Here is a 22622-nt window from a genome sequence, read left to right as displayed (position 1 = left end):
ATTGTACTATGAAAAGTAAATCGGGAAGATATTCAGTATATATTAAGCCGCTATTCTGCTTGGTTGATTTATTAATTTTGAATTTTGCGATTAATTTTTTCGAAGTTAATATAGCCAATTATACGCTATTCTCTCTATACACAAGTGCTATCTGGATCATTTTATCATTCAAAAACGAATTTTATAATACAGAACGCTATTCAAAAATCATACAGATTCTGGCCTCGATTATTCGGCAGTTCTTGATTTTTGCACTTATTCTTTATGCCTTTATTGGGTTTTTCAAACAACCCGGTATCAGTAGATTTGAGATGGGAAAATATCTTATCTCCATCATTGTCTTAATCACCTTCTTCAAGTTTTTAATTCGATTTTTGTTGCTAAAATATCGTAAAGTTTTTGGGGGTAATATTAGACGTGTGGTTGTTATTGGCGACAATAAAAAGATTAATCAACTTATTAAACTTTTTAATACTAGGCAGGAGTTTGGGTATAGGTTTCAAAAGCAATTTTGTGTAAAAGAAGAGAGCTTTGATTTGGAATCTTGCTTTGATTATATCGTGGAAAATGAGATTGACGAAGTATATTGTTCTATTGCTGAATTATCAAACAATCAGCTAAAAGAGATTGTTAGTTTTACAGATAACAACCTTAAAATTTTAAAATTTATACCGGATAACAAAGATATTTTTACTAAAAAATTAATTTTTAACTATTATGGCTATGTACCGGTTCTGTCGTTCCGGGAGATTCCGTTGGACGTTACCCTTAATAAATTTGCCAAGCGGTCATTTGACATACTATTATCTTTGGCAGTTTTAATCTTTATTTTGTCATGGTTAACACCACTTTTGGCAATCTTAATACAATTTGAGTCCAGAGGCCCTGTTTTTTTTAAACAAAAACGAAATGGAATAGATTATAAAGAGTTCTATTGTCTTAAGTTTCGTTCTATGAAACCTAGCAATAGTGCGAATCAAGCTACCAGAGGAGATGATAGAGTAACTAAAGTTGGTAGGTTTATTCGCAAAACTAGTATTGATGAATTGCCTCAATTTATTAATGTACTTAAGGGTGAAATGTCTGTTGTAGGCCCTAGGCCCCATATGGTAAAGCATAACGAAGAATTTCTACAACGCGTAGACAAGTTTATGGTTCGACATTTTGTTAAACCAGGAATCACAGGCTTAGCCCAAGTGAGCGGTTTTCGAGGGGAAATAGAAACACAACAAGATATTATTAATAGAGTAAAATATGACATTTTCTATATTGAAAACTGGTCATTGCTACTGGATATCAAAATTATTGTCTTAACTGTACTAAACGCTGTACAAGGAGAGGAAAAAGCATATTAGGTTTGCTACATTCTGTTAAGATAAGTTTATACGAGTCAAGAATTAAGTGTACCAAATTATAAATACGGGATTTAATGAATATTTTAATACTAGGATCAGGAGGGAGAGAACACACATTTGCTTATAAAATAGCACAAAGTGAGTTGTGCGATAAACTTTATGTAGCTCCGGGCAATGCAGGGACTCAAAAAATCGCGACCAACGTTGCTCTTTCGGTAACAGATTTTGAAGCGATTAAGGAGTTGGTGATGACCGAAGACATCTCAATGGTAGTAGTAGGGCCGGAAGATCCTTTGGTGCTGGGAATTAAAGATTATTTTGCTGCAGACGACGCGTTGCGATCTATTAAAGTAATTGGACCCTCAAAAGAAGGAGCAAGGTTAGAAGGGAGTAAAGAATACGCCAAAGAATTCCTGATGCGCTATAATATCCCTACAGCGGCTTATCAAAGTTTTACAGCTAGTACTGTTGCGGAGGGGAAAGAATTTCTAAAAACATTGCAGCCTCCTTACGTACTAAAAGCAGATGGTTTAGCTGCAGGAAAAGGGGTGTTGATCCTTCAAAATCTTAAGGAAGCACAACAGGAACTTGACAATATGCTCACGAATAAAAAGTTCGGTGCAGCAAGTGAAAAGGTTGTAATTGAAGAATTTCTGGATGGTATCGAGCTAAGCGTGTTTGTATTAACTGATGGTAAGAATCATATAACGCTGCCAACGGCAAAAGACTATAAGCGTATTGGCGAAGGGGATACAGGGCTTAATACTGGCGGCATGGGGGCTATCTCACCGGTGCCTTTTGCCGATGAAGCTTTTATGGCTAAAATTGAAAAGAATATCATACAGCCAACCGTTGATGGGTTGGCAAAAGAAAACATAGATTACAAAGGATTCATATTCATTGGATTGATTAAAGTAGGTGATGAACCGAAGGTGATCGAATACAATGTGCGTATGGGAGATCCTGAGACCGAAGTAGTATTACCTAGAATTAAAAGTGACTTGGTACAATTGTTAGATAGCTTAGAGGACCAGACACTTCATAAATTTACCTTAGATTTAGACCAGCGAAGTGCGACTACAGTGATGGCCGTTTCGGGAGGTTATCCCGAAGCGTATCAAAAGGATAAAAAGATTACAGGAATCGATGAGGTTTCAGCTGCTATCGTTTTTCATGCAGGGACAAAACTTACAGGAAACGATGTCGTTACCAATGGTGGTAGGGTTCTAGCGGTAACTGCGTTGGATACTGATTATAAAAAAGCACTCAAAAAATCTTATAACGAAGTAGCTAAAGTTAATTTTGAGGGAATCTATTATCGAAAAGATCTTGGTTTCGACTTAGACTGATATCTAAAAAAGCCGTACTTTAAAAAAGTACGGCTTTTTTAAGATTATAATAAGGCGTCCTTAGTTTAAAAAAGAATGCGCCGTTGGATCACGATCCTCCTCATTGTTGTCGTTAAACTGCTTTAATTGCTTCATCCAGTATACAAAAGCAACAAACCCAATAAGCATAAACAACCAGTTTAACATATTTGCTGCTCCCCAACTTTCTAACTCCAGTGCTCTTAAGGCATCCATTGGTAAAAAAAGTACATCAACAAAAAGTGATTCAATTGCTTCAAATAAGTCTTTCATGATATAAGTATATATTTTGTAAAAAGTAAAACGTATCTTGCTTTACATTTACTATAATTAATCTATTTCGTTAAACAGCGATGCATAAACCATGCTATCGCGCACAAAAATATAAAAAATAGTAGTGTTATCCACTTTTTTATCCAAATCTAAACCGATTAACTTCATCGCAATCGCGCTTTACTTGATTGTAATTGCCCTAATCGTATCAAACAAACAGGTTTTAGAAGCTTTAAATAGCAATGTTTTTAATTTAGCGTTAGGACTAATTTTTTACTTGTTTAGTATGGCGTTACTTTATGTGATCGCCAGAAAAAGTAACTTAACCAGTAAAGGTACTGTGGTGCTTTTTTTATACGTTTCGCTTTGTTGCATGGTCCCGGAAGCACTTGCTCATGTGGATAAAATTATAGCAAGCAGCTTTGTCTTATTATCATTCTCTCAGATAACCGAGATGATGAATCATACGAAAGCTAAAGCTAAAATCTTTAATGCTTCCCTATGCATTGGCTTGGCAAGTACAGCCTATTTCTGGAGTATCGGATTTATTGCGCTTATTTTTATAGGAATTTATTTTTTTAGATCTACTGATTACAGAAATTGGTTTGTTCCAATCATAGGGGTGATCACAGTATTTGTATTAGCAAACTGTTTTACCTTACTAGTGTTTGATAGTTTTTTTAATCCGGTTGAAAAGGCAGTAGTCTCTTATGAGGCTTTTGCAAATACCTTATACGGGGCCCACTTTTTTACTTTAGGAGCCCTATCAATTTGCGCCGGATTCTTCTTGATAGCTTATACTTTGAGGATTAGTAGTAGACCAACTTCATATAAACCATTAATGAAACTAATTATCGGTTATATAGCGATTGGTATCGGTGTTGTTTTAGTATCTCCAAATAAAGATACCTCTGAAATGATTTTTATCGTTCCGCCACTTGCCATTATGGGTGCTACCTATATCGAATTAATACAAATCAAGTTTATAAAAGAGATTCACTTGTGGGTTTTTGGACTACTACCATTACTGTTTTTACTTTTTTAATTTGCAAAAAGTGCACGGGAAGCTTAAAAGTTGAGTCGTTTAATGTTTTGATGACAACAGGAAGCAACATAAATTTATCAGGTATTCCAAGTAAATTATAATACCTTTGCACCGTTTAGAAAGGTGAAGATGACCCGTTTCCTGAGAACTGGAAGGAAGTGTTCATTAAAAAAATAATAGTGCTAATCATTTTGAATAAATAATAATAGTATATAATGATGTTTACTGAAAAAGCCAACCGAATTTTTAAGGAAGTTATAGATACCTACCATATAATCAATACGGTGGACCAACCCTTTAAAAACCCTTATGACGCCAAAAAAGAGGTGATAGAACATCTGTTATATAGAAAATGTTGGATTGATACGGTTCAATGGCATTATGAAGATATTATCAGAGACCCTCAAATCGATCCCGTTGCAGCGCTCAATTTAAAAAGACTGATCGATGCATCTAATCAGGATCGTACCGATATGGTAGAGTATATTGATAGCTATTTCTTAGAACAGTACGAGAATGTATCTCCAAAAGAAAACGCAACGATAAATACGGAGAGTCCGGCTTGGGGAGTTGATAGATTGTCAATTTTAGCACTTAAGGTTTACCATATGCATGAAGAGGCTACCCGTGCAGATGCGTCAGCTGCGCATCGCGAAGCTTGTCAGAATAAATTAGATATTTTGTTAGAACAACGTGTTGATTTGTCTACAGCTATAGATACCTTACTCAATGATATATCAAAAGGCGATAAGTATATGAAAGTATACAAACAAATGAAAATGTATAACGACGAGGAGTTAAATCCTGTTCTACGTGGCGAAAAATAAAACCGAAATGCTTGCTCATACGAAGCATCTTTTAGTAATACGCTTATCGGCTATGGGTGATGTTGCTATGACCGTTCCTGTTTTGAGAACGGTGTGTGCAAAGTATCCACAGCTAAAAATTACAGTGCTCACCCGTGCGTTTTTCTCGCCGTTATTTAATGATATTGATAACGTTCGGGTTTATCCGGCAGATGTAGATGGTGCTCACAAAGGCGCCTTAGGACTTTTTAAACTAAGCAAGGAATTAAAAAGGTTGGGAATTGATGCGGTGGCGGATCTACATAACGTGCTACGATCAAATATTTTAAAATCTTTTTTTCGCATTAGCGGAATTCCGGTGGTTCAAATTGATAAAGGTAGAGAAGAAAAAAAAGCACTCACCAGAGCTAGCAATAAAATTTTTAAGCAGTTAAAATCTACGCATCAACGCTATGCTGATGTTTTTGAGAATTTAGGGTTTTCCATTGATTTAAATACGCATAGTTTTCCTGAAAAAGCTGCGCTTACATCAGAAATTAACACGGTGATACCAACATCATCAAAAAAATGGCTAGGGATAGCGCCATTTGCGCAATACGAAAGTAAAACCTATCCTTTTGAGTCGATAGTTAAAGTAATTGATAGCCTCAACAGCTCCGACAGGTTCGATATCTTTCTATTTGGGGGTGGAAAAAAAGAAAAAGATATACTAAATGTCATTGCGAGTAAATATAACAATACTGTAACTATAGCCGGCAGGCTGTCATTTGAAAATGAATTGCGCCTTATAGCCAATCTAGATGGTATGTTGGCGATGGACAGTGGGAATGCACATCTTGCTGCCATGTATGGGATACCAACACTTACAATTTGGGGTGTGACACATCCTTTTACCGGTTTTGCACCCTTTGGACAACCGATGGAACATGCCTTATTACCCGACTTATCACGATATGATAAAATACCGACTTCTATTTACGGAAACAAGGTTCCGCAAGGTTATGAAAATGTAATGCAGACGATTCACCCAGAGGATGTGGTCGATAGAATTATGAAGTATATTTAGGCAATTTAGACATCATCAAAATCAACTTTAATAGTTGCCGAAGTAGGATGGGCCTGACAAGCTAATACTAATCCCTGAGCAATTTCTCCATCGGTCAAAATGCTATTTTTTTCCATCACAGCTGTTCCTTCAGTAATTTTGCATATACACGAACTACAAACACCTCCTTGACAAGAATAAGGAGCATCAATATCTTCATCCAGCGCAGCATCAAGAATTGTTTTCTTTTGATCCATAACAAAGGTAGATTCTTCATCGTCAACAAGAACCGTAATCGAAGTTTTTCCCTCTAATGACGCATCAATTTCTACGGGTTCACTGCTTGCAGTGAACAGCTCAAAATGAATAGCATCTTTTGCAACCCCTTGCTCTTGTAGCACTTCTGTCACGGTAGATATCATGCTTTCAGGACCACATAAAAAGAACGAGTTTATAGTTTGATCTTTAAACTTATTTTTTAGAATAAAGTTCACTGTCGATTTCTCAATACGACCAAAATGACTGTTTGCTTCTTGAGTTCGACTGTAGAAAAATTCTATAAAGAGACGATCAGGATACTTAACTTGCAGGGCTAATAATTCTTTAAAGAAGATAGTTTCGTCCAGAGATTTGTTTCCATAAGCAAGAATAAAAGTACTGTTAGGCTCATCTTCCAATACAGCTTTAACCATACTCAATACTGGTGTGATACCACTACCTGCTGCAAAAGCCGCATAGGTTTTAGTGTTGCCGGAATTTGTTTTGAGCTTAAAGTTTCCTTCAGGAACATGGACATCAAGTGAATCTCCTACCTTCAAAATGTTATTGGCAAAGGCAGAAAACGTTCCGCCATCGATTTCCTTTACCGCAACTTTTAATACTTCACTATTGGGAGAACTGCATAAGGAATAAGCACGTCGCACTTCTTTTCCATTTAGGACAGTCTTGAGTGTAACGTATTGTCCAGCGGTGAATTCAAAAGTTTTTTTTAAGTCCAAAGGGACTGTGAATTCAATAGAAACCGCTTTTGGAGTTTCTCTGATAATATCTTTTATGGTAAGCGTATAAAAATCTGACATTGTTATAACTATAAAGCTTTTCTTGGTAAAGAGCTATACCTCTTTAAAAAAAAGCGTGTGATGTGCTTAAAACATATATTTAATTTCAAGCTCGAAAATTTTTGACAAAAATAATAAATGCAGAACTAGTTGTTTCAATTTGAGCTGAAAATTTATATAAGAACACATAATATCATTTTGTCGAAGAAATTTTATAGTGTATTGAAGAGCTATTTAAAGGATAGAATTGTTAAAGTTATGTGCTAGCAGTATGAATTACAACATATAAAAACCCTAAAACAGGCTTCTACTTTACAATAAGAAATGTATTTTTACAGTTCTACTCATTTAGATGAGTGAATTATTGGATTAAAGCACAACAAAACCATTCAATTTTAGTTATTTACCGTATAAATACTACAACTTTTGAAATTTAGATTTTTACAAATATTATGCTTTGCTATGCTGCTTATTACGGCTTTAGCATGTTCTCGTAAAAAAGATAAATTTATAAACCGTGTATGGCATGATATAACTACAAAGAACAACACCTTATACAACGGACGTTTGGCTTATGATCAGGGGCAAGAAGAAATTGTGAAATCATATAATGATAATTTTTGGGAGATACTGCCGGTTGAGCGTCTAACCGTTAGTGAAGATGTCAGGTTACCGAATGAGGTGCTTAATGAGAATTTTGATCGAGCCGAAGAGAAAGCTGTAAAAGCAATTCAAAAGCACAGTATGCTAATTGATGGTCGGGAGCGTAATCCTAAAATTGATGAAGCTTTTTTGCTGTTAGGCAAAGCACGGTATCATGAACAGCGCTTTATTCCTGCTTTAGAGGCGTTCAATTATATCTTATATAAGTATCCGACGAGTAATACCATTAATCATGCAAAGGTTTGGAGAGCTAAAACCAATATGCGACTGGATAATGATCAAAAAGCTATTGACGATCTCAAAAAAATGATTGATGAGGAGTTTTTGGATGATGAAGATTATGCTGATGCAACAGCTATGATTGCTCAAGCTTTTATTAATCTGAAGCAACCGGATTCTGCCATCACATATATTAATAAGGCAGGAGTACACACCAAAAATAATGAATATAAAGGGCGTTATTATTTTATCAAGGGACAGCTATTAAATCAACTTAACTATAAAGACAGCGCGAATAGTGCATTTACGCAGGTTATCGATTTAAACCGAAGTACTTCGCGAGCATACCTAATCAATGCGCATATAGCGCGAGCGCGTAATTTTGATTACAGTGGCGGAGCTAACGAGGTTTTGCTCGAAGAATTAGAGAAACTAGAGAAGAATAGAGAAAACAGACCTTTTCTTGATCGAATTTATAATCAAAAAGCAGTGTATTATTCAGCATTAGACTCTATGCGGTTAGCAATTGTGAACTATAATAAATCGCTAAGAACAAACTCTGATGACACCTATCTTGAATCACTCAATTATAAAGCTTTAGGAGATATACAGTTTGATACCAAGGAGTATGCGAGTGCAGGAGCGTACTATGATAGCACCTTAGAGCGTATGAATGTCAACTCCAAAAAGTATCGCACCTTAAAAAAGAAACGAGACAATCTGGATGATGTAATTTTATACGAAGCGATAGCGAAGGTAAATGATAGTATCTTGAATGTGGTTGCGATGTCACCTTCTCAAAAAACAGCCTATTACTCAAAATATACAGATAGTATTAAAGCAATTGCAATTGCTAAGCAAGAAGCAGCTGAGGTTGCACGAATAAAAAGCGCACTTCCTTATGAGACCCGATTCAACCCTACGGCACCCACAGCAGTCGGCGGGCCTACTGCCGAGGCAACCTTTTATTTTTATAACCCCACTACGGTTGGGTTCGGAAAAACTAGTTTTAAAAGAACCTTTGGGAATCGCGAATTACAAGATAACTGGAGAGTGTCGAGCGTCACAAACCCTCTAAGTGTGGAGGTAGCTGAGACTACCAAAGAAGATACTTATGATATTGAGCAGGATCCACTTTTTGATCCACAAACTTATATTGATCAATTACCAACTTCGGTGGCTGCAATCGATAGCTTAAAGAAAGAACGAAATTTTTCCTATTATCAATTGGGGGTTATATACAAAGAGAAGTTTAAAGAGTATGATCTGGCGGTAGATAAACTAGAATCTTTGCTTCAAAACAATCCGGAAGAACGACTCATCGTACCATCCAAATATAATTTGTTTAAGATATATCAGCTGCGTGGTGAAGAAGCACTTGCTGCTCAGATGAAGAATTCTATTATTAACGAACACGGCGAATCTCGGTATGCAAAAATTTTACAAAACCCAGACCGAGCACTTGAGCAGGACGAATCAAGCCCCGGAGCAATATACAATCAACTGTACCTTCAATTTAATAAGCAGCAATATGAGGTGGTGATTGAGCAAAGTGATAAGATGATTGCTAAATTTGGGAGTGAAGAATTTAATCCGAAATTCGAACTGTTAAAAGCACAGGCTATCGGACGTTTGAGAGGATTGGAGCCGTATAAGAAGGCGTTAAATTATGTGGCGTTGAATTATCCACAAAGCCCGGAAGGAAAAAAGGCGCAATTTATTTATCAAACCGCAGTGCCTCAGTTAGAAAATAACATGTTTTCACAAGAGCTTGATGATCAGAAAAATCACAAGTTAGTATATACTTTTTCCAATTTTGGAGACAACCAAATTAATGAATTGAAGGAGACTATTCAAAATATTCTTAGGGAGCTAAAATACGATAAGATGAAAGTTTCCGTTGATGTGTATAATGAACAACAACAATTGTTGGTTATTCATACGAAAAGAAATAAATTGGGAGCCGAAGGATTGGCTGAATTACTTAGTATTGGTAAAACGGAAAATACAAAAGGAGCAGATCTTTCAAATTGGAATAGAAAAAAGAAGTACTATCCTGCTATTACTGCACCATATTTTGTAATAGCATCACCAAATTATCGTATTCTTCAAATTCATAAAAATATGGAGAAGTATACTGAACTAGAAGCGAATCAATAATTAAAACATAACAATCATGTTTTCAGACAACAAAAAAGGACGGGACCATAGCGCAACAGCTGATTACTCAAAAAATCAAAATAAAATTTCGGAAGGAACTAAGATCGTTGGAGATGTTGTTTCTGAGGGAGGTTTTAGAGTGGAAGGTATCATAGAGGGTACTTTTAAAACTACCGGAAAAGTTGTGGTAGGCAAATCAGGCTTTATAAAAGGAACTTTAGAATGTTCTGACGCAGACTTTGAGGGTAAATTTTCTGGAAATTTACTGGTTTCAGGTACTTTATCCTTGAAACCCGATTCTGTAATCGATGGAGAAGTTAGTGTAGGTAAACTTGCCGTGGAGCCTGGAGCTACTTTTAATGCCTCTTGCGTGATGAAGGGTGGTGTTAAATCGTTAAGTGATCAAGATGGAAAAAAAGAACAGTCAACCAAAGAGCAGGGGAAATCAGCTTAAGCAATATGCCAAATATACCACTATTGGCATTCAAATGTTAGCCATAATTGTTGGTGGTTATTATTTGGGAGTTTATATTGATGAAGTGAAAGGGTTTACCGAACCTTTTTATGAAAAATGGATAGGACTCGCAGCCGTATTTCTTGCCATAGGTTCAGTGATCTGGCAGGTGATAAAAGTTAAATAAGGATTTTTTAAGTAATTCACTAACAGCGTTGTATAGTCTGCTTACTCCCCGAAGCTATCAAAGTATCACTGTTTTAAAATTTAAATATCTTACACTTTTGGGTAAAAACATACGAATCAAAGGAATAGTAGTAATCATAGTTGGCTCACTATTTCTTTTCGCTACTCATAAATTTGCAATTACCCAATTTTTAGAGTTGGGGGCTACGCAATCAATTTTAGATCAACATCTATTTTTTATGGGTATAGTAGGGATGGTTTTTTTGTCTACAGCCATAACACATCATTTTTCACCAAAAAACACAGGCTTTGTCTTTTTGGGACTGTTGTTAGCAAAAATGATTATTGCTTCTCTTTTTATATATAAAATGGGATGGTTTGATGCTGAAGAATTTTGGGTAGATAAAGCAGTGTTTCTAGGCTTCTATTTTTTATACACAATACTTTTAATAGTGCTCATTATTCCGTTTTTGAAACGAATATAATTTAGAGATAATCTTTTTTAAACATGCACGTTAACAAAAATAAATCTACATTCTTTTAAACAAGAAATAGGGAGCTTAGCTCATGAGGATAGTTAAATTAAGAATTTATTATAAAAAGCTATGTTTATTGAGAATTAATAATGTACTTTTGCAGCCAAATTCAGAACTTACAAAAAACACCAGAATTTAGCAAATGAAAGTATTTTATAGACCCTTCAGTTGTATAGTAGTTCTTCTACTTTTTTTTATGAGTTCAACTACCTATGCGGGATCTGCGAGTAATGGAGAGACTTCAAAAGAAGGCGACCCGGTAGATACTAAAGAGGAGATTGACGCCTACATCAGACATCACTTACAGGATTCTCACGATTTTGTTTTTTATACCGATGGAAAGACAAATACACACTATGGTTTTCCGTTACCCGTAATTTTATGGGATGGTGGACTTCAAGTCTTTATGTCATCTAAGTTTCATCATGGTGAAACAGTGGCAGAAGTCAACGGTAACTACTACAAATTATATCACAGTAAAATATATAAATTAGACGGACCTAATGATGAGTTGGTGATTGACGAAGCTGGTCATCCAACAAATCCAAGACCTTTGGATTTTTCTATCACCAAAAGTGTTTTAGGGATGTTATTAGCTGGATTATTGATGGTTTTAGCTTTTTCAGCTTTAGCTAGAGGTTATAAGAAAGGACCAATTCCAACAGGTTTTGCAAGAGTATTAGAGCCCTTGGTTATTTATGTTCGTGACGAAATTGCAAGACCAAATATCGGTGAAAAAAAGTATCGTAAATATATGGGCTTTTTATTAACTGTATTCTTCTTTATCTGGATCTTGAACTTATTAGGAATGACGCCGCTAGGATTCAATGTTACCGGTAATATAGCTGTAACAGTGGCTTTGGCTGTGTTTACATTTTTCATTGTTCAATTTAGTGGAAATAAAGAATATTGGAAACATATTTTCTGGATGCCGGGCGTACCTGTTCCTATGAAAATTATTTTAATGCCAATAGAGATTTTAGGAATGTTAACTAAGCCTTTCTCTCTATTGATTCGTTTGTTTGCAAATATGACTGCAGGACACTTTGTGGTAATGAGCTTAATTGCGTTAATGATTTTACTTAAAGCACAATTTGGTGCTGTAGGATCTACAGGGATATCATTAGTGTTAACCCTTTTTATAACGTTAATTGAATTATTAGTTGCATTTTTGCAGGCGTTTATCTTTACAATGTTATCGGCATTATTTATTGGGATGGCTGTTGCAGAGCACGACCATCATTAATTGAGAATTAGAATTTGTTTAATTATATAAATCATTAGTATGTACAATTTAATTGGAGCAGGATTAATCGTAATCGGAGGAGGAATCGGATTAGGTCAAATTGGAGGAAAAGCAATGGAAGGAATTGCTCGTCAACCTGAGGCTGCTGGTAAAATCCAAACGGCAATGATTATCATCGGAGCACTTTTAGAAGGTTTAGCATTTGGTGCATTAATCTTAGGAAAATAATTCCTAAAAAGTATAAACAATTCCTGTAACGGTTGGTTGCGGGAATTGTTTAAAATTAAACAAAAGTATAAACACAAAGTATAGCAATAATGGATCTTTTACACGATTTTTCTCCTGGATTGTTTTTTATGCAAACCATCATTTTATTGATTTTAATCTTTTTAATGAGAAAATTTGCATGGAAACCAATTCTTAATAGTTTAAATGACAGAGAAGAAGGTATTCAAGGAGCACTGGATGCTGCTGAAAATGCGAAGAAAGAATTACAAAACCTGCAGGCTGATAATGAGCGTATCATTAAAGAAGCACGTGCAGAACGAGATAGTATGTTAAAGGAAGCACGCGTTTTGAAAGAATCGATGATTACCGAGGCAAAAGACGAAGCGCAGCAAGAAGCTAACAAAATTGTAGCACAGGCTCAGGAAACTATCGAAGGTGAGAAAAAAGCTGCCATTGCAGAGCTTAAGCAGCAAGTAGCTGCTATCTCGATAGAGATTGCAGAAAAGGTGGTGAGAAAAGAATTAGACAATAAAGAGAATCAAATGGATTTGGTTGACTCTATGTTGGGAGATGTTACTTTAAACTAAGCGATTTATGAGCAGAGCAGCAGTACGTTACGCAAAAGCGGTTTTAAGCCTGGCACAGGAGCAAAAAGCAACTGATGGTATTCAGCAGGATATGAATAGTATCATTGATACTATAGATGCGAGTGCTGAGTTGCGTATGTTGTTGAACAGTCCTTTGATCAAAAATGAAGTAAAGCGTGAATCTTTACGTCAGATTTTTAAAGATACAACCAATACTACGCAAAACCTTTTTGACGTATTGATCGCTAACAAAAGAGTGTCTTTGTTAGGTGAAGTAGCAAAGCAGTATATCGCTTTATACAATAAGCTTAACAATACACAAGTGGCAACAGTTACATCGGCTGTACCGCTTAATGATGCGATGCGAACTAAGGTGTTGGCTAAGGTGAAAGAATTTACTGGTTATAACGCAACTATCGAAAATATAGTTGATGAAAGTATTATTGGTGGATTTATCTTACGTGTTGGTGATTTGCAGTACAATGCGAGCGTAGCGAGTAAGTTAACTTCATTAAGAAGAGAATTAAGTAATTAAAAGTAAAACTAATAATAAGGGAATGAGTAATACAACTTATTCTTCTAAACTATTATAAAATGGCAGAAGTGAATCCTGCTGAAGTTTCAGCAATATTAAAACAACAATTATCTGGTTTTGAAGCTACGGCTTCGCTAGAAGAGGTAGGAACGGTATTACAAGTAGGTGATGGTATCGCTCGAATCTACGGTCTATCTAATGCTCAATACGGAGAATTAGTGCAATTTGAATCTGGATTAGAGGGAATCGTTCTAAATCTTGAAGAGGATAATGTTGGGGTAGTACTTTTAGGTCCTTCTACAGAGGTTAAAGAGGGTGTTACTGTAAAGCGTACACAACGAATCGCATCTATTAATGTAGGTGAAGGTATTGTTGGGCGTGTAGTAGATACATTAGGTGCTCCAATTGATGGGAAAGGTCCTATCGCTGGAGAAACGTTTGAAATGCCACTAGAGCGTAAAGCTCCCGGAGTTGTATTTCGTCAGCCGGTAACCGAGCCTTTGCAAACAGGAATTAAATCTATCGATGCGATGGTACCTGTAGGTAGAGGTCAGCGTGAGCTTGTTATTGGTGACCGTCAGACTGGTAAAACTACTGTTTGTATTGACACCATTCTTAATCAAAAAGAATTTTACGATGCTGGTGAGCCGGTATATTGTATTTATGTGGCTATAGGACAAAAAGCATCTACCGTTGCAGGTATTGCCAAAGTTCTTGAGGACAAAGGTGCAATGGCTTATACAACTATTGTAGCTGCAAATGCATCTGATCCTGCTCCAATGCAGGTATATGCTCCATTCGCAGGTGCAGCAATCGGCGAATATTTTAGAGATACGGGTCGCCCCGCATTGATTATATATGATGATTTATCAAAACAAGCGGTAGCGTATCGTGAGGTTTCTTTATTATTACGTCGCCCACCGGGACGTGAGGCATATCCTGGGGATGTTTTCTATCTTCACTCTAGATTATTAGAGCGTGCAGCAAAAGTTATTGCAGATGATAACATTGCTAAGGACATGAATGATTTACCTGATTCTTTGAAAGACAAGGTAAAAGGTGGAGGTTCATTAACAGCATTGCCAATTATTGAAACACAGGCTGGAGATGTATCTGCATACATTCCGACGAATGTGATTTCGATTACGGATGGTCAGATTTTCTTGACCTCTGATTTATTTAACTCGGGAGTTCGTCCTGCAATTAACGTAGGTATCTCAGTATCTCGTGTTGGAGGATCTGCACAGATTAAATCCATGAAAAAGGTAGCCGGTACCTTAAAATTAGATCAGGCGCAGTTTCGTGAATTAGAAGCATTTGCTAAGTTTGGATCTGATCTTGATGCGGCTACATTAAATGTTATCGAAAAAGGAAAACGTAATGTTGAGATCCTAAAGCAAGCTCAAAATGATCCATATACTGTAGAAGATCAGGTTGCGATCGTATACGCTGGTTCTAAGAACTTGTTAAGAGACGTTCCTGTAAATAAAGTAAAAGAATTTGAAAAAGATTATTTAGCATATCTTAATGCCAAGCATAGAGATAGCTTAGATCTTTTGAAAGCCGGAAAATTAACTGACGAAGTTATTGATGTTTTAGTATCAGCTTCAAAAGAGATTTCGGCTAAGTATAAAGGCTAATACTGAATTCTGAATTCATAAGTATAAGAAATGGCAAATTTAAAAGAGTTACGTAATAGAATTACCTCTGTATCTTCAACGATGCAAATCACCAGCGCCATGAAAATGGTATCTGCTGCGAAGTTGAATAAGGCACAGTCTGCTATTACTGCAATGCGTCCGTATGCAGATAAATTAACCGAGTTGTTACAAAACTTAAGTGCAGCCCTGGATAATGATAATGCTAGTGCGTATGCAGAGCAACGTGAGGTAAATAAAGTATTAGTTGTTGCAATTGCTTCAAACAGAGGTTTGGCAGGAGCATTTAATACGAATATTATCAAAGAGGTACGAGATATTTATACAAATCAATATGCGGGTAAGCAAGTTGATTTTATAACGATCGGGAAAAAGGTAAACGATATTGTAGCCAAGTCACATAAAGTTGTAGTTAATCATAGTAATCTATACGACGACTTAACATTTGCAAACGTTGCTGACATCGCTACCGATATTATGGATCGTTTTACCAAGGGAGACTACGATAAGGTACTTGTAGTATATAATAAATTTAAAAATGCTGCGTCTCAAATCGTAACTACCGAACAGTTCTTACCAATTGTTCCTATGGCTAGTAAAGATGCGAATGCAAATGTTGATTATATTTTTGAACCATCAAAAGAAGAGATTGTAGAGCAATTAATCCCGAAGATGCTTAAGATGCAGTTATATAAAGGGATTCGTGATTCTTTTGCCTCAGAGCATGGAGCACGTATGACGGCGATGCACAAGGCTACAGATAATGCTACAGAGCTGAGAGATTCACTAAAATTATCTTATAACAAAGCAAGACAAGCTTCTATTACCAATGAGATCTTAGAGATCGTTGGTGGTGCGGAAGCCCTAAACGGATAACAATCTGTTGCTTATAATATAAAAAGCCCGCGTAAAGCGGGCTTTTTTAGTTCTCCATAATATCCCAAACCCTACTTATTTGGATTTTTTGCCATATCTGAACTCAAATCAAAAGTGTTATATTGTCGTAAACAATTTAATTTACCTCACTGATTGTTATCAGAATTAGCTTTGGTTTCAACATAGAAACCGTTTCTGTAATCTTAAATATCCTTATAATAGGCAAAAAAGCATTTTTAACCTTAGGATTAATAGTAAGTGCATATACTTCTTATGCGATGAAGACAAGTGAAGAATTAACAATAGTAAAAGAGTCTAACATAGAGATAGATACTAGAAGAAGACATGAACGGTTGGAGACACGTTAAAGTTTTCGATGAGAGAGGGTTCTTAATCGAGATTATTACCACACCTTGGTAGATGATAGTATCAAAATAATTCAATAAATTCTTAGAAAAGATTTTTTTAAACATAAAATCATTACAAAATTTGTGTTATTTTTTATAATTTGATTGGTGCACCAGAAAAATTACCAGTATATAATTAATAACCCTAATGGTGTTTCCTTTGCCAATCCGTATCAAATGCTATTTGACAATAACAACACTCTTTATTTTAAAAAATGGGAGCGTATCCCGAATTGAGAATTTTATAGCGCGGACTCCAGATTAGAGCGTTACCTGAGCTATATTCGAAATAAAATAAAGATCAAATTATCTTATTCAAAATCCGAATTCAAAAACAGAATTAATGATATCAATCGTATCATAGAGAACCAAAATTACCAATATGAATTTGAACTACGGTCAGGATTTCGCGGTATTTTAAACTATCACGTTGGTACTATCTGGAACCTTCAGAAAATTTATAGTAAAATAAAAACGCAAATACTCAAAACACGTCTTTCCTAGATCTTTCTTTTGTGTTGAATCCAAAACTCAATCTGCAATTACAAATGGAACCTTACTATTGTAAAAACATTCAAAATAATAAGAACGCCTACTATTTTACTGATTTAGAATTAAAATATCAACCTAGGAATAGTAACATGAGTTTTATGCTTACCGGTAAGAACTTGTTGAATACGAATACGTATAGGAGCTATATAGTAACCGACACTTATATATCAGCTACAGCATATCGTGTGTTGCCCCGCTTCCAGATGCTACAAGTGAATTTGAAATTTGAAATTTTAACTGGTTATTATGTAAGAAATAGCGTGTTAAAATTAAATTAAAATTTTGTAAACGGTTTTAGAAAACTATTTTTGTGTCCGAATGTGTTTTAGGTTACTAAAACCTACATTTTTAAATTTTATACCCCACGATATAAATTTTTCAATGTTAATTTAAAACAATTTTTATGACTAAATTTTTACATTACCTATCTTTTTGTATGTTGATTTCCATTTTTACTGCATCGTGTAGTAAGGATGATGAATTTGTAAACACGCCTCCATCCAAAGTCGGTGCTATTCAGGCTGAAAGAGTTGAGGGTACCATGGTAAATATTTCTTGGAAGGCATCTTCTGACCCTGATGGAGATAAACTTACATACAACGTTATTATTAACGGGGAAGTTGTGGGGTCAAAGGTTGCTAGTAACTCAATTGATTTTGATACGGCACCCTTATTAAGCAATAAAACATCTAACAAATCATATACGAAAGCTGATTTACTTAAAGGTGTGACACTCGAGCTTACGATACAAATTAAAGCTAATGATGGTAACGGAGGCGTCTCTGAAGAGGTAACCTCAAAACAGTCTGTGGTTGTAAATAGAAATCCAAGCGAGTTTAGTTTTAGAAATGTATTCTTTGATACATCATCGTATAATTATTTATATGTTTCTTGGAGCTTAGCAGAAGATATTGATGGAGATCAATTATCATATGATGTGTATTTAAACGAGACCTTAATTCAGGAAAATTATTCAGTCCCTCAAAGTAATATTGCAGGTGAAGTGTATTTTTATGAAAACTACGAGCACTTAATGGACGATGAAATTATCGTTAAGGTTGTGGCAAAAGATGACCTGGGAGGTAATTTTGAGATTACAGAATCTTTTACTTTTAGAGCTACTGATGTAAATATTGGCCTAGTTGAGACCTCTTTTGGTGACTCTTTTGATTTTACTATTGATGAGGATGAACTTGATAACAAAATAGGATTTTCATTTGAGATTGCGGAAACTCTTGATTATTCATTTATATCATCCGTAATCAATTCACGGATTATTTTAAGAGATGAAGAAGGATCAGTAATAGCATCATCAGACGAAGGAAGGATTGTAAACACCAATTTATTAGCGGGAGCATATTATGTTGAGGTATTAAACAATATGTCATCTGATGTTAGCGGTTCTTTTTATATAGGCTTAGAACAGTTCAGTTCTAACGATGTAGACCTTGAAACCATAGTAACGCCATTAGATCAAAAATTCAACTATAGCACGATTGGACAAATGGATACAAGAGTTAGATATAGTTTTACCTTAAATACAGGTTCTCAATATACGATCGAAACAATTGGGGCTAGTTATGATACCGTTTTATTTCTTTATGATAGTCTAGGGAATCTTATTCAATCTGATGATGATGCTGGTGTAAATTTACTTTCCAAAATGTCTGGTACGTTGGCAAGTGGTTCCTATTACATCGAAGTTGGAGGATGGAGCGATCAAGTTGGTGCTGGTACTTTACAAATTATTATGCAATAACAATTGAGAATAAATTATTAATATGGAGGCCCACCTAAGGTGGGCTTTCTTGTTTCTATATTTCTTTACTATTGATTCCTTTGGTATTACTTTTGTTCTTAACTTAAACAAATGATTTAATACCAGTATTATGCAAGCCTTTTTAAGTACCTTAAGTGTTATTCTATTGCTGTTCCTAACCACGGGATGCGCTTCAATTAACACCATGGATCAAACATCTCCAATATCGCTTAGCGATGCATATTATCAAGAACTTTTTCCCAATGGGGAAGCAGTTAGTCAGGGATATGCTATTGTTTTTCCGTCCAACGAAATCGAAGCAATTACTATTTCACATCTTTATTTTAAAGGAAAAAAAATCGACTTGCAATATGATTCAAGTACCAAAGCCTATATCGGCCGTTATATGTTTCCCAAAAAAGAAGAGCTCATCATGAGTTCGGATCCCAAAAAAGAATTTGGTAATCAATTACCCATAATTGAAAAGAAAATTCCTTTTGACTTACAAAAGAATGAAGCAGTGTTAGCCTATGAAAAAGAGGGTAAGATGTATTTTTATCAAATAGATAATCTTCCTAAAAAAATGTAAAAAAAGGATTTAAAACCATAGCACTGGATAAAAACAGTATTTTTACAGCTATAACCTATAGCTATTGAGTACTTTTCAACGTTTATTTAAGCAAACCTTTGTCTATGGATTGGCTACCGTGTTACCACGAATGCTATCATTCATACTAGTTCCTTTGTATACGGACATTTTACCTACCGATGAGTATGGTAAGGTATCCTTCGTATTTGCATATATAGTAATGTTCAATGTACTGTTGGCATATGGTATGGAGACTGCTTTTTTTAGGTTTTACAATACGGTGTCAGACAAGCAACGGGTTACCGGTACTTCCGCAATTTCCATTGCTGTAAGTTCTGTGCTGCTGATCGTTTCGGCCTTTGTCTTTTTGGACGCTCTATCCTATTGGCTCGAGATAAAAACCGAATATTTGAAGCTGGTGCTGTGGATCCTTCTATTGGACGCATTGGTGATCATTCCTTTTGCCTGGTTGCGCGCTACAGGGCGATCTTTGCGTTACGCTTTCATCAAAATTTTGAATGTTTTTATTAATCTTGGCCTCAATATATTGCTGCTTCTATTTATTACAGATGTAGCTAAATCATTTCCATTACTAAAAGTATTTGTTGTAGAAGATTTTGAGATCAACTATATATTTATTTCGAATCTTATTGCGAGTGCGGTGACCTTACTAGTATTACTTCCATTTTATGGTAAAATTAATTACAGTTTTGATACTGCACTTTGGAAAAAAATGATGCGCTACGCCTTACCAATATTAGTGGCTGGTATTGCTTTTTCAGTCAATGAAACCTTTGATCGAGTTTTACTCAAATACCTACTTCCCAATGATGTTGCAGAATCTGCCATTGGTGTATATTCGGCTTGCTATAAACTAGCTTTGTTTATGACATTGTTTGCCACTGCATTTCGTTTAGGAATCGAACCATTTTTCTTTAAGCATGCGACACATCGGGATGCTCCTCAAACATTTGCTACCATTACCAAGTATTTTGTCGTACTGGGCTCGCTAATCATGTTGGGCGTTATTGTGTTTTTACCCATCTTAAAAGTTTTAATTGTCAGAGATCCTGAATATTGGGAAGCATTAAAAGTAGTTCCTTTAATTCTCCTCGCGAATTTTTGCTTAGGAATTTATCATAATCTTTCCGTTTGGTATAAAATTACCGATAGAACCAAATTCGGAGCATATATTTCTGTGGTTGGAGCTTTGCTTACGCTGGTAATTAATTTGGTGTTGATTCCGAGGTTGAGCTATATGGCCTCCGCTATCGCTACCCTGGTAGCTTATAGTACGATGATGTTGCTATCCTACTATTTCGGCAAGAAATACTATCCAATTCCTTATGATAGCAAGCGCATATGTGGCTACATAGTATTATCAATAATTCTTTGTGTATTATCATTTTATGTGTTTGATAGTAATTACATGGTAGGCATCCCATTTTTACTACTGTTTTTAGTAGTTTTGTATGCTTTCGAATTCAAAGAATTAAAACAATTAATTAAGAGTTAGTTCATGAAAATCAAAATAATAAATACCTCAGATAATACCCTGCCGCATTATGAAACTCCGTCATCTGCCGGTATGGATTTGAGAGCTAGTATACAAGAGGAAATCACGCTTCAGCCTTTAGAACGTACCATTGTAAAAACAGGATTGTTTATAGAACTTCCTCATGGTTATGAAGCGCAAGTGCGACCTCGTAGCGGTTTGGCAGCAAAGCACGGTATAACAGTACTTAATGCTCCGGGAACTGTGGATGCAGATTATCGTGGAGAAATCGGAGTTATTTTAGTAAACCTTTCTAATGATCCATATACGATTTCACGAGGTGAGCGCGTTGCACAACTAGTCATTGCAAAACATGAACGTGCCGATTGGTCTGAAGTCGAAGAATTGTCAAATAGTGAGCGTGGTTCTGGTGGCTTTGGAAGTACAGGAAAACAATAATTAAATATATAAAATCTAATTTTTAAAAATAAAAGTAACACATGAAAATCATCGTACCCATGGCAGGACGAGGCTCTAGATTACGTCCTCATACCTTAACAGTTCCCAAACCTTTAATTCCCGTTGCCGGAAAACCAATAGTACACCGTTTGGTGTCTGATATTGCAAAAGTATTAGGAGAACCAATCGAAGAGATCGCATTTGTTTTGGGAGACCCCGCTTTTTTTGGGCAAGATGTAGAGGAAAGCTTAACAGCGCTGGCTGAAGGTCTGGGAGCAAAAGCGTCAATCTACAGACAAGATCAGCCTTTGGGTACAGGTCATGCTATCATGTGTGCCAAAGAATCTTTATCGGGACCGGCTGTAATCGCCTATGCTGACACATTGATCCGGGCAGACTTTAATCTGGATAAGTCCGCAGATTCTGTTATATGGGTAAAACAAGTAGATCAACCTGAAGCATATGGAGTGGTTAAACTAAATGAGGCTGATGAAATTGTTGAGCTGGTTGAGAAACCTGAAACCTTTGTCTCAGACTTAGCAGTTATCGGAATTTATTACTTCAAGGATGTAGCAGTTCTCAAAAACGAATTGCAGTACGTGTTAGACCACAATATAATCAACGGAGGCGAGTATCAGATTAATGACGGTATCAAACGTATGATGAGCTCTGGCAAGAAATTTGTTACAGGACAAGTAGACGAGTGGATGGACTGTGGAAATAAGGCTGTAACGGTAGAGACGAATACCCGCATGTTAGGATTTTTACAAAATGACGGCGAGCATTTAGTGAGTACTACTATCAAAAAAGAGAATTCAACGATTATTGAACCATGTTATATTGGTGAAAATGTTATCTTAAAAAATTCAACTATTGGTCCAAACGTAAGTATTGGAGATGGATGTGTGATACATGACGCTATAATTAAAAATAGTTTGATTCAAACAGAAACTCATATTAAAAATGCTACCTTAGACGAAGCGATGATAGGTAATAAAGTCCGTTTTGACGGAAAATTCACCAAAATTAGTATTGGAGATTATTCTGTTTTAGAATAATTGAAA

The 22622-nt window shown here is 35.8% G+C and carries 22 protein-coding genes; 20 read left to right on the top strand and 2 right to left on the bottom strand.

Annotated features, from left to right (window positions below):
- Window positions 1-8 precede the first annotated feature (8 nt).
- A complete protein-coding gene (locus ACJRPK_RS01860; protein ID WP_407138172.1) occupies window positions 9-1355 on the top strand; it encodes an undecaprenyl-phosphate glucose phosphotransferase in 1347 nt (448 codons plus the stop codon).
- 74 nt (window positions 1356-1429) lie between these two features.
- On the top strand, window positions 1430-2704 hold the full coding sequence (gene purD / locus ACJRPK_RS01855; protein ID WP_407138171.1) for a phosphoribosylamine--glycine ligase: 1275 nt from the start codon (window positions 1430-1432) through the stop codon (window positions 2702-2704).
- A 60-nt stretch (window positions 2705-2764) separates the two neighbouring features.
- On the opposite strand, the gene ACJRPK_RS01850 is transcribed toward purD, so the two are convergent.
- A complete protein-coding gene (locus ACJRPK_RS01850) occupies window positions 2765-2995 on the bottom strand; it encodes a DUF6341 family protein (protein WP_407138170.1) in 231 nt (76 codons plus the stop codon).
- A gap of 124 nt (window positions 2996-3119) precedes the next feature.
- Between ACJRPK_RS01850 and ACJRPK_RS01845 the strand changes: the two genes are divergently transcribed.
- From ACJRPK_RS01845 to ACJRPK_RS01835, 3 genes are all read left to right on the top strand, one after another.
- Window positions 3120-4040 carry a DUF6427 family protein gene (locus ACJRPK_RS01845; protein WP_407138169.1) on the top strand — a complete coding sequence of 307 codons (921 nt, stop codon included), beginning with the start codon at window positions 3120-3122 and terminating at the stop codon, window positions 4038-4040.
- Between the two features lie 218 nt (window positions 4041-4258).
- On the top strand, window positions 4259-4867 hold the full coding sequence (locus tag ACJRPK_RS01840; protein WP_407138805.1) for a DUF4254 domain-containing protein: 609 nt from the start codon (window positions 4259-4261) through the stop codon (window positions 4865-4867).
- On the top strand, window positions 4854-5912 hold the full coding sequence (locus ACJRPK_RS01835) for a glycosyltransferase family 9 protein (protein ID WP_407138168.1): 1059 nt from the start codon (window positions 4854-4856) through the stop codon (window positions 5910-5912). The genes ACJRPK_RS01840 and ACJRPK_RS01835 overlap by 14 nt, the downstream gene beginning before the upstream one ends.
- A gap of 5 nt (window positions 5913-5917) precedes the next feature.
- Here the strand turns inward: ACJRPK_RS01835 and ACJRPK_RS01830 are convergent, their stop codons facing one another.
- Window positions 5918-6970: a 2Fe-2S iron-sulfur cluster-binding protein gene (locus ACJRPK_RS01830; RefSeq protein ID WP_407138167.1), complete on the bottom strand. Its 1053-nt coding sequence runs from the start codon at window positions 6968-6970 to the stop codon at window positions 5918-5920.
- A gap of 441 nt (window positions 6971-7411) precedes the next feature.
- On the opposite strand from ACJRPK_RS01830, the gene ACJRPK_RS01825 reads away from it, so the two are divergent.
- The 15 genes from ACJRPK_RS01825 (at window position 7412) to ACJRPK_RS01755 (ending at window position 22616) form a co-directional block, all read left to right on the top strand.
- The gene (locus tag ACJRPK_RS01825; RefSeq protein WP_407138166.1) at window positions 7412-9991 is read left to right on the top strand and encodes a tetratricopeptide repeat protein; all 2580 of its coding nucleotides are present in this window, start codon (window positions 7412-7414) and stop codon (window positions 9989-9991) included.
- A 16-nt stretch (window positions 9992-10007) separates the two neighbouring features.
- Window positions 10008-10445, top strand: coding sequence for a polymer-forming cytoskeletal protein (locus ACJRPK_RS01820; RefSeq protein ID WP_148781907.1), 438 nt, complete (start codon window positions 10008-10010; stop codon window positions 10443-10445).
- The gene (locus ACJRPK_RS01815) at window positions 10399-10632 is read left to right on the top strand and encodes an AtpZ/AtpI family protein (protein WP_407138165.1); all 234 of its coding nucleotides are present in this window, start codon (window positions 10399-10401) and stop codon (window positions 10630-10632) included. Before ACJRPK_RS01820 ends, ACJRPK_RS01815 begins: the two co-directional genes overlap by 47 nt.
- A 97-nt stretch (window positions 10633-10729) precedes the next feature.
- Window positions 10730-11116 carry a hypothetical protein gene (locus ACJRPK_RS01810; protein WP_407138164.1) on the top strand — a complete coding sequence of 129 codons (387 nt, stop codon included), beginning with the start codon at window positions 10730-10732 and terminating at the stop codon, window positions 11114-11116.
- Window positions 11117-11363: 247 nt separating this feature from the next.
- Window positions 11364-12413, top strand: a complete 1050-nt coding sequence (gene atpB, locus ACJRPK_RS01805; RefSeq protein WP_407138163.1) for a F0F1 ATP synthase subunit A — start codon at window positions 11364-11366, stop codon at window positions 12411-12413.
- A gap of 39 nt (window positions 12414-12452) precedes the next feature.
- Window positions 12453-12641, top strand: coding sequence for an ATP synthase F0 subunit C (atpE, locus tag ACJRPK_RS01800; protein WP_004569351.1), 189 nt, complete (start codon window positions 12453-12455; stop codon window positions 12639-12641).
- A gap of 89 nt (window positions 12642-12730) precedes the next feature.
- The gene (locus tag ACJRPK_RS01795) at window positions 12731-13228 is read left to right on the top strand and encodes a F0F1 ATP synthase subunit B (RefSeq protein ID WP_148781903.1); all 498 of its coding nucleotides are present in this window, start codon (window positions 12731-12733) and stop codon (window positions 13226-13228) included.
- Window positions 13229-13235: 7 nt separating this feature from the next.
- A complete protein-coding gene (gene atpH, locus ACJRPK_RS01790; protein WP_407138162.1) occupies window positions 13236-13763 on the top strand; it encodes an ATP synthase F1 subunit delta in 528 nt (175 codons plus the stop codon).
- Between the two features lie 59 nt (window positions 13764-13822).
- Window positions 13823-15403 carry a F0F1 ATP synthase subunit alpha gene (gene atpA, locus ACJRPK_RS01785; protein WP_407138161.1) on the top strand — a complete coding sequence of 527 codons (1581 nt, stop codon included), beginning with the start codon at window positions 13823-13825 and terminating at the stop codon, window positions 15401-15403.
- A gap of 30 nt (window positions 15404-15433) precedes the next feature.
- A complete protein-coding gene (gene atpG / locus ACJRPK_RS01780; protein ID WP_407138160.1) occupies window positions 15434-16297 on the top strand; it encodes an ATP synthase F1 subunit gamma in 864 nt (287 codons plus the stop codon).
- 1362 nt (window positions 16298-17659) lie between these two features.
- The gene (locus ACJRPK_RS01775; RefSeq protein ID WP_407138159.1) at window positions 17660-19015 is read left to right on the top strand and encodes a pre-peptidase C-terminal domain-containing protein; all 1356 of its coding nucleotides are present in this window, start codon (window positions 17660-17662) and stop codon (window positions 19013-19015) included.
- 130 nt (window positions 19016-19145) lie between these two features.
- Window positions 19146-19604: a hypothetical protein gene (locus tag ACJRPK_RS01770; RefSeq protein WP_407138158.1), complete on the top strand. Its 459-nt coding sequence runs from the start codon at window positions 19146-19148 to the stop codon at window positions 19602-19604.
- Window positions 19605-19668: 64 nt separating this feature from the next.
- The gene (locus ACJRPK_RS01765) at window positions 19669-21120 is read left to right on the top strand and encodes a lipopolysaccharide biosynthesis protein (protein ID WP_407138157.1); all 1452 of its coding nucleotides are present in this window, start codon (window positions 19669-19671) and stop codon (window positions 21118-21120) included.
- 3 nt (window positions 21121-21123) lie between these two features.
- A complete protein-coding gene (gene dut, locus ACJRPK_RS01760) occupies window positions 21124-21558 on the top strand; it encodes a dUTP diphosphatase (protein WP_407138156.1) in 435 nt (144 codons plus the stop codon).
- A 41-nt stretch (window positions 21559-21599) separates the two neighbouring features.
- Window positions 21600-22616 (top strand): sugar phosphate nucleotidyltransferase, encoded by a 1017-nt coding sequence (locus ACJRPK_RS01755; RefSeq protein ID WP_407138155.1) that lies wholly within the window; start codon window positions 21600-21602, stop codon window positions 22614-22616.
- The last annotated feature ends 6 nt before the right edge of the window (window positions 22617-22622 follow it).

Source organism: Aquimarina sp. 2-A2, assembly GCF_045505135.1.
GTDB lineage: Bacteria > Bacteroidota > Bacteroidia > Flavobacteriales > Flavobacteriaceae > Aquimarina > Aquimarina intermedia.
Note: the sequence above shows the minus strand (reverse complement) of the source record. Positions and strands in the feature narration are given on the sequence as shown.

What these genes read in the sequence shown, in the direction of transcription:
- ACJRPK_RS01860 (WP_407138172.1), top strand. Translation starts at nt 9, where the DNA reads ATGAAAAGTAAATCGGGAAGATATTCAGTATATATTAAGCCGCTATTC.
- purD (WP_407138171.1), top strand. Translation starts at nt 1,430, where the DNA reads ATGAATATTTTAATACTAGGATCAGGAGGGAGAGAACACACATTTGCT.
- ACJRPK_RS01850 (WP_407138170.1), bottom strand. Translation starts at nt 2,995, where the DNA reads ATGAAAGACTTATTTGAAGCAATTGAATCACTTTTTGTTGATGTACTT.
- ACJRPK_RS01840 (WP_407138805.1), top strand. Translation starts at nt 4,259, where the DNA reads ATGTTTACTGAAAAAGCCAACCGAATTTTTAAGGAAGTTATAGATACC.
- ACJRPK_RS01830 (WP_407138167.1), bottom strand. Translation starts at nt 6,970, where the DNA reads ATGTCAGATTTTTATACGCTTACCATAAAAGATATTATCAGAGAAACT.
- ACJRPK_RS01825 (WP_407138166.1), top strand. Translation starts at nt 7,412, where the DNA reads ATGCTGCTTATTACGGCTTTAGCATGTTCTCGTAAAAAAGATAAATTT.
- ACJRPK_RS01820 (WP_148781907.1), top strand. Translation starts at nt 10,008, where the DNA reads ATGTTTTCAGACAACAAAAAAGGACGGGACCATAGCGCAACAGCTGAT.
- ACJRPK_RS01815 (WP_407138165.1), top strand. Translation starts at nt 10,399, where the DNA reads ATGGAAAAAAAGAACAGTCAACCAAAGAGCAGGGGAAATCAGCTTAAG.
- atpB (WP_407138163.1), top strand. Translation starts at nt 11,364, where the DNA reads ATGAGTTCAACTACCTATGCGGGATCTGCGAGTAATGGAGAGACTTCA.
- atpE (WP_004569351.1), top strand. Translation starts at nt 12,453, where the DNA reads ATGTACAATTTAATTGGAGCAGGATTAATCGTAATCGGAGGAGGAATC.
- ACJRPK_RS01795 (WP_148781903.1), top strand. Translation starts at nt 12,731, where the DNA reads ATGGATCTTTTACACGATTTTTCTCCTGGATTGTTTTTTATGCAAACC.
- atpH (WP_407138162.1), top strand. Translation starts at nt 13,236, where the DNA reads ATGAGCAGAGCAGCAGTACGTTACGCAAAAGCGGTTTTAAGCCTGGCA.
- atpA (WP_407138161.1), top strand. Translation starts at nt 13,823, where the DNA reads ATGGCAGAAGTGAATCCTGCTGAAGTTTCAGCAATATTAAAACAACAA.
- atpG (WP_407138160.1), top strand. Translation starts at nt 15,434, where the DNA reads ATGGCAAATTTAAAAGAGTTACGTAATAGAATTACCTCTGTATCTTCA.
- ACJRPK_RS01775 (WP_407138159.1), top strand. Translation starts at nt 17,660, where the DNA reads ATGACTAAATTTTTACATTACCTATCTTTTTGTATGTTGATTTCCATT.
- ACJRPK_RS01770 (WP_407138158.1), top strand. Translation starts at nt 19,146, where the DNA reads ATGCAAGCCTTTTTAAGTACCTTAAGTGTTATTCTATTGCTGTTCCTA.
- dut (WP_407138156.1), top strand. Translation starts at nt 21,124, where the DNA reads ATGAAAATCAAAATAATAAATACCTCAGATAATACCCTGCCGCATTAT.
- ACJRPK_RS01755 (WP_407138155.1), top strand. Translation starts at nt 21,600, where the DNA reads ATGAAAATCATCGTACCCATGGCAGGACGAGGCTCTAGATTACGTCCT.